This is a genomic window from Inquilinus sp., assembly GCF_057815775.1.
This window is the reverse complement of record NZ_JBYRFX010000063.1, coordinates 1-12,093: the sequence shown is the minus strand read 5'-3', so window position 1 is coordinate 12,093 and position 12,093 is coordinate 1. Positions and strand designations below refer to the sequence as shown.

The 12,093-nt window shown below is 68.4% G+C and carries 12 protein-coding genes; 4 read left to right on the top strand and 8 right to left on the bottom strand.

All coding sequences use genetic code 11. The features are described from left to right. Window positions 1-261 precede the first annotated feature (261 nt). Window positions 262-1,719 (bottom strand): Ca2+-dependent phosphoinositide-specific phospholipase C, encoded by a 1,458-nt coding sequence (locus AC3XYG_RS02570; protein ID WP_489138243.1) that lies wholly within the window; start codon window positions 1,717-1,719, stop codon window positions 262-264. A 237-nt stretch (window positions 1,720-1,956) separates the two neighbouring features. Here AC3XYG_RS02570 and AC3XYG_RS02565 point away from each other — a divergent pair, with 237 nt between their 5' ends. Beyond that, window positions 1,957-2,415 carry a jacalin-like lectin gene (locus tag AC3XYG_RS02565; protein ID WP_489138242.1) on the top strand — a complete coding sequence of 153 codons (459 nt, stop codon included), beginning with the start codon at window positions 1,957-1,959 and terminating at the stop codon, window positions 2,413-2,415. 39 nt (window positions 2,416-2,454) lie between these two features. Here AC3XYG_RS02565 and creD read toward each other — a convergent pair whose 3' ends face one another. The 5 genes from creD to AC3XYG_RS02540 all read right to left on the bottom strand — a co-directional run bounded on the left by creD (window position 2,455) and on the right by AC3XYG_RS02540 (window position 6,504). Further along, window positions 2,455-3,876: a cell envelope integrity protein CreD gene (gene creD / locus AC3XYG_RS02560; RefSeq protein WP_489138241.1), complete on the bottom strand. Its 1,422-nt coding sequence runs from the start codon at window positions 3,874-3,876 to the stop codon at window positions 2,455-2,457. Window positions 3,877-4,005: 129 nt separating this feature from the next. Continuing rightward, on the bottom strand, window positions 4,006-4,992 hold the full coding sequence (locus tag AC3XYG_RS02555) for a methyltransferase (RefSeq protein ID WP_489138240.1): 987 nt from the start codon (window positions 4,990-4,992) through the stop codon (window positions 4,006-4,008). A gap of 143 nt (window positions 4,993-5,135) precedes the next feature. After that, window positions 5,136-5,558: a DUF1801 domain-containing protein gene (locus AC3XYG_RS02550; protein WP_489138239.1), complete on the bottom strand. Its 423-nt coding sequence runs from the start codon at window positions 5,556-5,558 to the stop codon at window positions 5,136-5,138. A 2-nt stretch (window positions 5,559-5,560) separates the two neighbouring features. Next, window positions 5,561-5,974, bottom strand: coding sequence for a VOC family protein (locus AC3XYG_RS02545; RefSeq protein ID WP_489138238.1), 414 nt, complete (start codon window positions 5,972-5,974; stop codon window positions 5,561-5,563). Continuing rightward, window positions 5,971-6,504: a helix-turn-helix transcriptional regulator gene (locus AC3XYG_RS02540; RefSeq protein WP_489138237.1), complete on the bottom strand. Its 534-nt coding sequence runs from the start codon at window positions 6,502-6,504 to the stop codon at window positions 5,971-5,973. The genes AC3XYG_RS02545 and AC3XYG_RS02540 overlap by 4 nt, the downstream gene beginning before the upstream one ends. 139 nt (window positions 6,505-6,643) lie before the next feature. On the opposite strand from AC3XYG_RS02540, the gene AC3XYG_RS02535 reads away from it, so the two are divergent. Beyond that, window positions 6,644-8,329, top strand: coding sequence for a tetratricopeptide repeat protein (locus AC3XYG_RS02535; RefSeq protein WP_489138236.1), 1,686 nt, complete (start codon window positions 6,644-6,646; stop codon window positions 8,327-8,329). Here AC3XYG_RS02535 and AC3XYG_RS02530 read toward each other — a convergent pair whose 3' ends face one another. Both AC3XYG_RS02530 and AC3XYG_RS02525 read right to left on the bottom strand, forming a co-directional pair. Further along, window positions 8,330-9,271, bottom strand: a complete 942-nt coding sequence (locus AC3XYG_RS02530) for a ribose-phosphate diphosphokinase (RefSeq protein ID WP_489138235.1) — start codon at window positions 9,269-9,271, stop codon at window positions 8,330-8,332. It abuts the gene before it with no gap. A gap of 75 nt (window positions 9,272-9,346) precedes the next feature. Continuing rightward, the gene (locus AC3XYG_RS02525) at window positions 9,347-10,435 is read right to left on the bottom strand and encodes an esterase-like activity of phytase family protein (protein WP_489138234.1); all 1,089 of its coding nucleotides are present in this window, start codon (window positions 10,433-10,435) and stop codon (window positions 9,347-9,349) included. Between the two features lie 226 nt (window positions 10,436-10,661). On the opposite strand from AC3XYG_RS02525, the gene AC3XYG_RS02520 reads away from it, so the two are divergent. Then, entirely contained in the window at window positions 10,662-11,372 is a 711-nt protein-coding gene (locus tag AC3XYG_RS02520; RefSeq protein WP_489138233.1) for an alpha/beta fold hydrolase, read from the top strand. Between the two features lie 90 nt (window positions 11,373-11,462). Beyond that, window positions 11,463-12,093 (top strand): aconitase family protein (locus AC3XYG_RS02515; RefSeq protein ID WP_489138232.1); only part of this gene is annotated, 631 nt, incomplete at its 3' end.

Genomic DNA, 12,093 nt, shown 5'->3' with positions numbered 1-12,093 from the left:
GACCCCGCCAGCGGCTGCGCGGCCGGCACGTCGGCCAGGGCCGGCGTCCCCGCCGACAGCAGCAGGGCGGCCGCCACAGCCATCCCTGAGAGAAGACCTCGTCCCATCAGTTCCCCCTTCGTCTGAGGCCCGGTTTCGGGCCGGCATAGCGGCGATGCTAGACAGCTTCCAAGACGGCCTCGTGACGATTTGAACACGTGTTCATGACGATTGTACACGTGTTCACGAAGAGGGCTGCACCGCAGCCCTCCCCGCTCCCTCTCAGTAATGCGGATTGTTGGCGTTGAAGCTGCTGCGCAACCGGAAGCGCTGGCTGGGGCCGCCGGTGCAGTTGCGGATCTGCAGCCTCCGGCCGAGGGCGGTGTCCACCACGTCGGCGCAGCGGCCGTTCATGCCGACCAGCCGGCCGTCGGGCTGCAGCTGCCACTTCTCGCTGGAGCCGCCGTCGCAATCCCAGATGTGCAGCTGGTCGCCGTTGTTGCCGTCACCACCATTGATGTCGAAGCAGTATTTGTCGTTGCCGACGGCCCGCAGTTGGGTCTCGTCGCTGTAGTGCCACTGCTGGGGCACCGCATCCGTGCAGTTGAACTGGTTGAGGTCGGAGCCGTTGCCGTAGACGCCGCTCTGGATCTCGACGCAATAGCCGGTCAGCTCGCTGCTAAGGACGAAGCCGGTCGGCACCGAGCGGCGGACGCCGTTCACCGGCATCTTGCCGCCCCAGGTCTCCAGGGTCTCGCGGCTGATCATCGAGGCGCCCCACCCGGCCGCCAGGTACATCTGGTTGAAGTTGTCGAACTTCGCCGTGTCGCTGGACCACAGATTGACCAGCTGGCCGTTCTGCTGGGCAGTCAGCGTGTCCTGGTACCAGTACTTGTCGTCCTTCTGGTTGCCGCAGACGACCCATTTGTTGGTGTTCGGGTCGTCGAAATCCTTGGCCACGCTGTTCCAGTAGAAATGGCTCGGCTCATGCGCCTCGGGGCAGACGAAGATGTGGGCGCCGGCGCCGAACTGGTTGATGTATTCTTCCTGGGTGTCGTTCTTGTCGCCGATCGGGCCGCCCATCATCAGGACGATGACGCGGCCGCGCAGCGAATCCACGCTGGGCCAGCCGGCGCGGTAGACGCCCTCGCGCAGCGAGGCGTAGCCGGTGAAGGCCCGCAGCGCCTCCGGCTGGTAGACCTTGGCGCCGAGTTCCTGGGCGATCGCGGAATCGAGTGCGGTCTTGGCCGACGAGTCCCAGCCGCCGAACACCAGGGCACCGGGCTTGAGATCGAGCTGGACCGTGATCGGCAGGTGGCCGGGATGCGCGTCGCTCCAGCCCCGGATGTCGGCCAGGCAGTCCCGCAGGTAGCCGCTGGCGCCACCCCGGCAATTGTTGACGTTAATCGAGTCGCCGGGATCGTGCTTCACCGGAAGGCCGGAGCCGTCATAGACGTCGAGTTCGACCACCTGGTTGCCGCGGTCCAGCGCGTCGGTCAGCCGGGCGAAGCTCGTCTTCTCATAGGTGTTGTGCGGCCGCAGCCAATAGGCGGCGTTGTAGGGCGTCGACCCGCTCAGTGCCTGGGCGTTCGGCACCGCGGGCGGCGGCGGTGGCGGATCGAACACGATCGGCCGCGGCGGCCTGATGCCGATCGTCCCGGGCATCTGGGCCTGGGCCCCCACCGCCGACAACAACAGGGCCGCCATGGCGACCGCCCCGAACACAAGACCTCGTCTCATCGGTTTCCCCCTTCGTCAGGCGCCGCGATCCGGCCCGTCCGGCCCGGCGCCACAGCGATGCTAAGGGGCGTTCCGCGACGGCCGGATGACAGTCCGGCGAAATTTTGAACACGTGTTCATCGGATTGTCTGGATCGATCGGCGTTCGGAAAATCGGCCGCGCATCGCCACGTTCCGGCATTGACGAGCCCGCCCCTTCCGGACAGAATAAACCATTATTCATAAGGAATTTGAAATTATGCCAACTTTTATCAAGGCCGGCCCCAGCGGCGGCACCGGCGTCGGCCTGTTCTCGGCCCTCGGCGAAGCGTTCTTTCCACCGGGGTCGACGCCGATCCGGATCAGCATGATCAACCTCTGGTCCGGCACCTTCATCGATGCCTTCCAGCTGGAATTCACCGATGCCGGCGGCCTGACCGCCATGACGCCCCGCTATGGCGGCCCCGGCGGCGGTGCCTTCTCGCAGAGACTGGCGCCGAACGAGTTCATCACCTCGATCACGGGCACCTATGGCGAATTCGTCAGCTCCATCGCGATCAGGACCAACCTCAAGAAACTGCCGCTGCTGGGCACGGCCGGCCCCCGCGCGTTCGAATACGACTCGACCGACCTGCAGCGGGGCCTCCAGATCCAGGGATTGTGGGGCGCATCGGGCAAGTACATCGATTGCCTCGGCATCTTCGCCGTGCAGAGCTGAAACGGCGGGGCCGGGCACGCAGCCCGGCCCCTCCCCTCATCACGCCGACGGCGGCGTGGAGGCGATGTCCGCCGCGCCTTCGCCCGGCAGCGGCGCCGCAGCGTACCAGTCGATCTTGCGGGTGGTGATCATGACAGCGCTGAGCGCCAGGAACAGGCCGATCGAGCCGAGCAGCAGGGCCAGGTCTTCGAGCTGCATCAGCGCGTAGAGGATGCCGTAGAGGATCGCCAGCAGCGCGCCCAGCACCAGGCTGCGCTTCCAGGGGCCGAGCACCGGCCGGCAATACAGCACGATCTGCACCACCACCGCCGCGGCCCCCAGGGCATAAGCGGCGGCGAAGCCGACCTGTTCGGCGAGGGAGAGCAGCAGCAGATAGAACAGGCACAGCGACAGCCCGACCAGCGCGTATTGGAAGACGTGGATGCGCAGCCGCGCCACCGTCTCGAACAGGAAGAACAGGGTGAAGGTGAAGACGATGAACAGCATGCCGTATTTCGCCGAACGCTCGGTCTGCTGATAGGCGCTGACCGGCTGGAAGAAGCGCACGCCGAAGCTGGATCCCGACATCGCGGAGAGATAGCTGCCGTCGCCGCCGACCCAGGCCTGGGGATAGCCGCGGCCGAAATAGGACAGCTCCCAATCCGCGGTGAAGCCCTGCGGCCCGATCGACGACCGCACCGGCAGGAAGGCGCCGTCGAAGCTGGGATCCGGCCAGGGTGAGCTGGCGGTGACCTGGTTGGAACGGCCGAGTGGCAGGAAGTCGATCCGCTCGCTGCCGTTCAGCCGCAGCGTGGTCGAGAACGGGATCGGCGTCTGCGCCGCTTCGGCCGACAGGCCGGGCACGCGCAGCGTCATGCCGGCGCCCAGCACCTGGCCCAATTCCCCCGGCGCGCCGGGCTGGAACGGCAGATCCTGCGTGCCCCACCGCAGCGCGGCGCCCTCGCGGATGCTGCGCGGGTCGGCGACGCCGACATAGAGAAAGGCCGAGGCCCAGTCGATCGTCGCCTCCGGCCCCGCCAGGGTGGCGGCATCGCCGATCAGGAACTGCCCGGACAGGTCGAGGGTGGCGGTGTAGACCACCGCCTCGAACAGCCCACGCTTCCGCGTCTCCGGCACCGCCGCGGCGTTGATCCTGTACTGGTCGGGCAGGATATAGAGCGGCCGTTCGATCGGCGGCGGCTGGGTGCCGTCGGTGCGGCGTTCGGCCGGCACCCGGAACGGCACCACCATGACCGGGCCGGTGACCTGCTGCGGCCGGCCCCAGCTGTTGCCGATCTCGGCCACCACGGAGCGATAACGCTCCTCGCGCTCGCCGATCACGTCATAGACCAGGAAGACCGGCAGCAGGAAGGCGACGATCAGCATGACGATGGCCAGCACCTTCAGCGCCGGCGAGGCCGTGCGGAAGCGCCGGATCGGCAGATTGAGCGGACCGGATGGCAGGACGGGATCGGTGGTCATGGCGGCCCCTCGGCGGATGGCGACGCCTCACCGTCGCCGGAACCGATGGCCGCTTCGTGGCGATGCCGCGGTAAGGCTGAGGCGCCGCCTCCGACCCTCTTGCGTCCGAACCCGGCCATCTCGCCACGATCAGCCCGTGAGGCGCGCCCGAAACAACGTGCTGCCGTCCGCCAGGCGCGACCTGGAAATATCCCGGAATCCAGCCTCGGTCATCCACGCGCGATACTGACCTTCCGTGTAGGATTCGCCGTGGCGGTAGAGGTTCAGGAAGGTGAGATTCAGAAAGACACCCTCGGGCGGGCCGAGACGGTCGTCATCGACGACACCCTGCCCCGCAATGGCGATCTCGCCTCCGGGTGTCAGGCAACGCGCCGCGTTCAGGATCGCACGGCGCGCCTTGTCCGGCGGAAGGACCTGGACGATGGCTTTCAGGACCGCCAGATCGTGCCGGCCGGTCGATGGCGCGACGGTGATGTCCCCCTCTTCGACCACCACGTCGCCGGCACCGTATTCCGCCAGGATATCCGGCGCGACCGCTGCGACCGTCGGGAGTTCCATCAGCGTCGCCGCAATCTGCGGCCGCCGCTCGCGAAGTCCGACAAGAATGGTCCCGGCCCCCCCGCCGATGTCGATCACCGAACCGATCGCCGAGAGGTCCATCTCCCGCGCCAGAAGTCGGCCGAAAATCACCCCGCCCGGTGCGAGCATGCGGCTGAAGGCCGCCGCGGCCTCTGGCCCCGCTTCGGAAAAGTCGTGCAGCGCAGCCGGTCGGTTCTGTCGCAGCGACTCCGCGGTCAGCAGGTCGGCGCCCCAGAGCTCGCGCAGGAGCGCATGATCGCCGCCGCGATAGGCCGGCTTGGACGCGTCGAGGAAGGCCGCCGCTTCGGCTCCGTTGCGAAATCGACCATCCTCGACTTCGAGGAGACCGATGCTGGCGAGCGCGTAGAGAAGCCGTGACAGACGGTCGGGCTCGATTTTGAGCGCGGCCCCAAGGCTGTCGGCCGTCACCACGCCGTCATCGTGTCGGGTGAAGATGCCAAGGTCCAGCCCGGCGCGAAGCGCCAAGGCGGGGGGCACCGCTGCGATCAGGGCGTCGATCCGATCGGAATCCACCATGTCACATCCCTTCCGCGATCCAGGACCGACTTCGAGACAACTGTTCGTGACGACGACGCTCGAGAGTCCGGCAGGCCTGCAGGACGGTGCCGATCGCGACGCCGCATACCGTCAGGCGCGCCGTCGGATCCCGTCTGAAACGATCATGCTTTCCGGGCGCGGCCGGGGCGAGTGGCGGTGTTCAGCGCCACGGCGGCGCGGATGAGCGCCGCCAGCGCCGCTTCATCGATCGCCTCGCCTTCATGGACATCGATGGCGCGCCGGGTGTTCCCCTCGAGGCTGGAGTTGAACAGTCCTGCGGGGTCGTCCAGCGCGGCGCCCTTGGCGAAGGTCATCTTCACGGCGGCCTTGTAGGTCTCGCCGGTGCAGATGATGCCGCCATGCGACCACACCGGGACGCCGCGCCATTTCCACTCCTCGACCGCTTCGGGGTCGGCCTGAAGGATCAGGGCCCGGATCCGGGCGAGCGTCTCGCCCCGCCAATCGCCCAGCTCCCGGATTCTCTGGTCGATCAGTTCAGAGTGAGAGCCCGCCCCCTCCACCGGACCGTTTTTCGCCGCTTTCATGGTCACTGCCCTCGCCCAGCCTGGATCATCTTCCACCCATTCCCCGACGGGTCGCGGAAGCTGGCGTCGACGGCGCCGTAACGCTCGATCGGCTCCTGCGTGAACTCGACGCCGCGGGCCGACATCCGGTCATAGGCGGCGCGGCAGTCGTCGACATGCAGCACCAGCGGCGGCATCGCCCCCTTCGCCACGACCTCGCGCACGGTCTGCGCGGTGGCCGCGTCGAGCGTCGGCGGCTGCGGCGCGAACAGGCCGAGCTGGAAGGACGGCTGGTCCGGATGCTGCACCGTGAGCCAGCGGTAATCGCCGTTCCGCGCATCGGTGTGGACGCGAAATCCAAGCTTCTCGACATAGAATTGAAGGGCTTCGTCCTGATCGCGGACGTACAGACCGACCACCCCGATACCCTGGCTCATGGGACCTCCGTGTGTTGGGATGCGCCGATGCTATCGTCCGCCTCCTGCCGCCGCTTCTCCGAAACTGCCATTGTGAGGTCGGGGCGGTGGGCGGCGCTGAGATAGCAGGGCGGCACCCGGTCCAGCTGATGCCGGGCGGCCTGCTCGCGGGCCCGGAGCTCGCCCGGGCTCTCGCCGGTGACGTCGCGGAAGGTGCGCCCGAAGGTGCCGAGGCTATTCCACCCGGTCTCGAAGGCGATCTCGGTGATCGGCAGGGCCGTGTCGCGCAGCAGCGCCGTGGCCCGCTCCAGCCGGCGCGTCAGCAGGTAGCGGTGCGGCGGGACGCCGAAGGCCTCCTTGAACGAGCGCGCGAAATGGGCTTCGGAGACTCCGCTCACACAGGCCAGCCGCGCGACCGGCCATTCCTCCTGCGAGGCCGCGTCCATCCGGTCCTTCGCGCGCAGCAGGCGGCGCAGCAGCGCCGGGTCCTGGCCCCGGATTGCGGTTTCGGGCGCAGCTTCTGTCGATCCGATGGATGCCGAATCGGCCATGGCGCTCCCTTCCAAGCCCCGGTTCTTCCGGACAGGGTTTCACAGGCGAGACGTTTACGGAACAGCTCTCACCCTCTGGCCGTCCCGGGCCTCGATCGTGCAGTGTTCCCGTCGGCCGGCAGGAATCGCGTGGGAAGACATGGATCGCTTCAATCTGGGCCCCTATCGGCGCGTCATCTCCACCCGCTCGGCGGAAACGCAGCGCTGGTTCGATATCGGCCTGAACTGGTGCTACGGCTTCAACCATGAGGAAGGCATCAAGTGCTTCGAGAAGGCACTGGAGACCGACCCCGGCTGCGCCTTCGTGCATTGGGGCATCGCCTATGCCGCCGGGCCTTTCTACAACCTGACCTGGAAGGAGCACGGCAAGGCTGAGGCCGAGAGCGCGACGAAACGCTGCTTCGAACATGTCCAGCTGGCGCGGGCCAACGCGGCCGCCGCCAGCCCGGTCGAACAGCGGCTGATCGAGGCGCTGGGCCACCGCTTCCCGCGGCCGCATGCCGTGACGCCGCCGGAGTTCGAGCAGTGGGACGACGCCTATGCCGCGGAGATGCGGCGCGTCTATGCCAGCTTCCCCGACGACCACGACGTGATGGCGCTGTTCGTCGAGGCGCTGATGCAGCGCACCGTGCGGCGGCTGTGGGATCTCAAGACCGGCAAGCCGGCCCCGAACTCGGATGTGGTCGAGGCGCTCGAGGTCTGCGAGCGGTCGATCCGGATCGCCGACGAGGCCGGCGCGGCGCAGCATCCCGCGATCGTCCACCTGCACATCCATCTCCTGGAGATGTCGACCGTGCCGGAGCGCGGCCTGCGCTCGGCGGATTTGCTCGGCAGCATGTGCCCCGATGCCGGGCACATGAACCACATGCCGGGCCATATCTATGTGCTGTGCGGCGAGTACGAGAAGGCGAAGCTGGCCAGCGAGAAGGCGGTTCGCGCCAACGACCTCTATCTCGCCTATGCCGGCGAGCCGACCTACTACCTGCTCGGCTGCTGCCACGACCTGCATCTGATGATGTTCGCCTGCATGCTGCTCGGCCAGTCCCGGCCGGCGCTGTGGGCCGCCGACCAGGTGCGCAGCCTGGTGACGCGCGATGTCGTCAGCTTGCCGGACCGGCCGAAGCTGACCCAGACGGTCGAGGGCTACCACGCGATGAAATCGCATGTGCAGGTGCGCTTCGGCCGCTGGCAGGAGATCATCGACGAGCCGGTGGTCGAGGAGCCCGGACTCTATGTGCTGACGGCGGTCCTGCAGAGCTACGCCAAGGGCGTTGCGCATGCGACGCTGCGGGACTTCGCCGCTGCCGGGCGGGAGCGTGAGCGGTTTCACCGGCTTCTGGCGGACATCCCGCCCGAACGGCGCTTCCTCAGCAACCCGACCCGGGCTTCGCTCGGCGTCGGGGCCGCCCTTCTCGATGGCGAGCTCGCCTATCACCAGGGCCGGCATGAGGAGGCTTATGCGCATCTGCGGCAGGCGGTCGAGCTGGACGACGCCCTGTCCTACACCGAGCCCTGGGCCTGGATGCATCCGCCGCGCCATGCGCTGGCGGCGCTGCTGCTCGACCAGGGCCATGCCGCAGAGGCCGAGCAGGTCTACCGCGATGATCTCGGCCTGAGCGGCAGGGTGCAGCGCTGCGCCCAGCACCCGGACAATGTGTGGGCGCTGCACGGGCTGGTGGAATGCCTGAAGCTTCGCGGCGAGGCCGAGGAGCTGGCGGCGCTGCAGGCCAGGCTCACCACGGCGCTGGCCAAGGCGGATGTGCCGATCACCTCGTCCTGCCTGTGCCGGACCAACGCGCCAGCGGCCCGGTGCTGCTGCGACTAGCTAGGCCTGGAACAGCTCGCTGACGGATTCGCCGGCATGGATCCGGCGCATCGCCTCCGCCATCGCCGGCGCGATCGACAGCACGGTCAGCTTCGGATGGTGGCCGGTGCCGTTCACCGGGACGGTGTTGGTGCAGACGATCTCCAGGATGTCGTCCTGGCCGCCCAGCCGCTCCAGCGCGCCGGCGGAAAACAGGCCATGGGTGCAGGCCACGCGGACCGACCGGGCGCCCTGGCGGCGCAGATGGCCCAGCAGCTCCAGGATCGTGCTGCCCTTGGCGATCTCGTCGTCGATGACGATGACATCCTTGCCGCGCACCTCGCCGATGATGGCGCTGATCTCGACCCGGTCGTTCTCGTAGCGCTGCTTGGCGCCCATGGCGACGCCCGCGCCCAGCAGCCGCGCGAAGGCTGTCGCTTCCTTGGCATAGCCGAGATCCGGCGAGACCACGACGGCGTTGGCCATGTCGTAGCGGCGGAAATGGCCCGCCAGCTCGCGCAGGGCATGCAGATGGTCCACCGGCACGCTGAAGAAGCCGTGCACCTGCGGTGAGTGCAGCGTGGTGGTCAGCACCCGGCCGGCCCCCGCCGCGACCAGCAAATCGGCCACCAGCCGGCCGCCGATCGAGATCCGCGGCGCGTCCTTCTTGTCCGACCGGGCATAGGCGTAGTGCGGCATGACAACGGTGATGCGCGACGCCGAGGCGCCGCGGGCCGCGTCGATCATCAGCAGCAGCTCGACCAGATGCTCCTGCACCGGCGGGCTGAGGGTCTGGACCAGGAAGACGTCGCGTTCGCGGCAATTCGCCTGAAGCTGGACCCCGAGGCAGTCATTGGCGAAGCGCTGGACCCGGGAGGGGCTGAGCGGCACGCCCAGCGCGGCGCAGATCTCGGCCGCCAGGGCAGGATGCGAGGTGCCTGAGAAGACAGCGATCTCGGCCATGTGCGCATCCCCCGGTGTCGAATCGATCCGATCGGCGCCGACCCTAGAGGGGGCGATGGGCCCTGTCCACACCACCTAGTCCGGCGGCAGCACCTCGAACACCAGCGCCTTGGTCACCTGGCGCGGGTTGAAGTTGTCGTCGGACAGCACGACCAGGCTGCGGTGGCCGTTCGCCAGGTCGGGTCCCCAGCCCATCCCCTCGAAATTGTCGAGGACGACACCGAGCGTGCCGAAATCCAGCAGCAGCGTCTTCGGCATCGCCAGCCAGCTGCCATCGAACAGCGAGTCGAGCCCGGCGACATCGGTGGCGAGCGCCGGGTCGGCCCGGTACAGCCGGATCGAATTGCCGCGGCCTTCGGCATAGGCCCGTTCCAGCACCAGCAGCGTGCCGTCGCCGGCCGGCAGGATCTCGGACACGCCGTTGTCGGCATGGCCGCCGGGCTGCGGCGCCAGCGGGATCGGGTCGGTGACGTAGACCCGCTCCGGCCCGGCCTGTCCGGTGACGGTGTCGAAGGTGGCGAAGCGCACCGGGCTGCCGGTGGCCAGCGAGGCGACCGGGCCGTCCTGGACCAGCGCATTCTCCAGCGACACGAACAGGGTGCGGCCGTCGGGCCCGAGCGCCAGCCCTTCGAAGGTCAGGTTGTCGCGCGGGCCGTGCGACGGATCGGCCGAGACCAGGTAGCGCCGCGGCAGATCGAAGCTGCGCTGCAGCGCGCCATCCGGCCCGGCGACATTGACCGACGGGCTGATGCCGCCGCGGACATTGCCCTCGCTGCTCCAGTAGAGAGCCCCGGTGGCGGGGTCGCGGCGGATCGCCTCCGGGTCGATGCTGCGCCGGGCGAAGGGCTGTCCCGCGGCGTCGCGCAGCGTCATCACGCCGGTGACGGCCATGCCGCGGACCGCCTGGGCGTCATAGTCGATGGACAGGGTGTAGAACCGGGCCGGCGACAGGTCGGAGCGGTCGTCGCTGAGAGCGATCCACTGTTTGGCGGCGGGGTCCCACTCCAGCCCGGACAGGCCGCCGACGACGGTGCCCTGATAGGCCAGCGCATGCGGCAGCGACGCCTCGCCGATCAGGCGCAGCGCGCCGATCCCGTCCGCCTGCGCCGGCAGCGCGGCACAGGTCGCCAACAGACCCAGCAGGACGCCCCCAATCCGATTCATTCGCATCCCCCCGAATTCCACCCCTGTTGACCACGACGGCACGACGGCGGCATGACGAGCCGATGGCGATTTGATGACGGACCGGCCGATGGATGAGTTGGCAGATGACCCCGCGAAGCTGCGGCGCAGTGACGGCTTCATCCGCGTTGGCGGGCACCGCCTGTATTGGCAGCGCCTCGACCCGCCCATTCCAGATGGGGGCGGTTCCGCCGGGCGTCTCCCCCTCATGCTGCTTCATGAAGGACTGGGTTCGGTCGCGCAATGGGTGCGCCGCGGCACCGATGTCGCGGCCCTCCTGGCCACCGCGACCGGGCATCCGGTGGTGGCGCATGACCGGCTGGGCTTCGGCCGGTCCGACCCGCTGCCGGGACCGCGCGGCGCCGATTATCTCTACCGCGAAGGCCGCGAGACGCTGCCGCTGGTGCTGGACGCCCTCGGCCTCGACCGGGTCGGACTGGTCGGCCACAGCGACGGCGGCAGCATCGCCCTGATCTTCGCCGCGGCGCATCCCGGCCGCGCCGCCTGGGCGGTGACCGAGGCGGCGCATGTGCTGGTCGAGGACGTCACCGTGGCCGGCATCGCCGTCGTCCATGCCGCCTTCCACGCGCCGGAGTCGAAGCTGCGCGCCGGGCTGGCCCGCTATCACGGCGACAAGACCGATTTCACCTTCGCCAACTGGGCCGAGCTGTGGCCGACCCCCGGATTCCGCAGCTTCGACATGCGCGACGCGCTGCCCTCGATCCGCTGCCCGGTTCTGGCGATCCAGGGCGCGGAGGATGAATACGGCACGCCGGCACAGCTTGAGGCCATTAAGTCAGGTGTTTCCGGCCCTTGCGAGACCTGGCTGGTGCCCGATTGCCGGCACGCGCCGCATTTCGAGGCGACCGATCGGGTGCTGCCCCGGATCGTGAATTTTGCAGTTGCGAACGGTTCTTAAGCCGTTGCATTTGAACGGCTTGCACGGACGCGCTACATGGATGCCGCACAGCCCATTTCGCGATCAGCCTTCGCCCGAAGGAGCCTCTCCGTGACGTTCACCGGACATGACACGCTCAAAACTCGCCGCAGCCTCACGGTCGACGGCAAGAGCTATGACTATTTCAGCCTCGAGGCGGCCCAGGCCGCACTGGGCGATGTCGCCCGCCTGCCCTTTTCGCTGAAGGTTCTGCTGGAGAACCTGCTGCGCTTCGAGGATGACCGGTCGGTCACGGTCGACGACGTCAAGGCGATGGCGCAGTGGCTGAAGGATCGCCGCTCCGACCGCGAGATCGCCTACCGCCCCGCCCGCGTGCTGATGCAGGACTTCACCGGCGTCCCCGCCGTGGTCGACCTCGCCGCGATGCGCCAGGCGATGGTGGCGCTGGGCGGCGACCCGCAGCGGATCAACCCGCTCTCGGCGGTCGACCTGGTGATCGACCACTCGGTCATGGTCGACGCCTTCGGCACCCCGAACGCCTACCAGCACAATGTCGATTTGGAGTTCGAGCGCAACCACGAGCGCTACGCCTTCCTGCGCTGGGGCCAGACCGCCTTCGACAATTTCCGCGTCGTCCCGCCCGGCACCGGCATCTGCCACCAGGTCAACCTGGAGTACCTGGCGCAGACGGTGTGGGTCGAGAAGGACCGCAACACCGGCAACCAGGTCGCCTATCCCGACA

Coding starts and splice junctions, on each gene's coding strand:
- AC3XYG_RS02555 (WP_489138240.1), bottom strand. CDS start 4,992: ATGGTGGATTCCGATCGGATCGACGCCCTGATCGCAGCGGTGCCCCCC.
- AC3XYG_RS02540 (WP_489138237.1), bottom strand. CDS start 6,504: ATGGCCGATTCGGCATCCATCGGATCGACAGAAGCTGCGCCCGAAACC.
- creD (WP_489138241.1), bottom strand. CDS start 3,876: ATGACCACCGATCCCGTCCTGCCATCCGGTCCGCTCAATCTGCCGATC.
- AC3XYG_RS02525 (WP_489138234.1), bottom strand. CDS start 10,435: ATGAATCGGATTGGGGGCGTCCTGCTGGGTCTGTTGGCGACCTGTGCC.
- AC3XYG_RS02545 (WP_489138238.1), bottom strand. CDS start 5,974: ATGAGCCAGGGTATCGGGGTGGTCGGTCTGTACGTCCGCGATCAGGAC.
- AC3XYG_RS02535 (WP_489138236.1), top strand. CDS start 6,644: ATGGATCGCTTCAATCTGGGCCCCTATCGGCGCGTCATCTCCACCCGC.
- AC3XYG_RS02530 (WP_489138235.1), bottom strand. CDS start 9,271: ATGGCCGAGATCGCTGTCTTCTCAGGCACCTCGCATCCTGCCCTGGCG.
- AC3XYG_RS02565 (WP_489138242.1), top strand. CDS start 1,957: ATGCCAACTTTTATCAAGGCCGGCCCCAGCGGCGGCACCGGCGTCGGC.
- AC3XYG_RS02520 (WP_489138233.1), top strand. CDS start 10,662: ATGCTGCTTCATGAAGGACTGGGTTCGGTCGCGCAATGGGTGCGCCGC.
- AC3XYG_RS02550 (WP_489138239.1), bottom strand. CDS start 5,558: ATGAAAGCGGCGAAAAACGGTCCGGTGGAGGGGGCGGGCTCTCACTCT.
- AC3XYG_RS02570 (WP_489138243.1), bottom strand. CDS start 1,719: ATGAGACGAGGTCTTGTGTTCGGGGCGGTCGCCATGGCGGCCCTGTTG.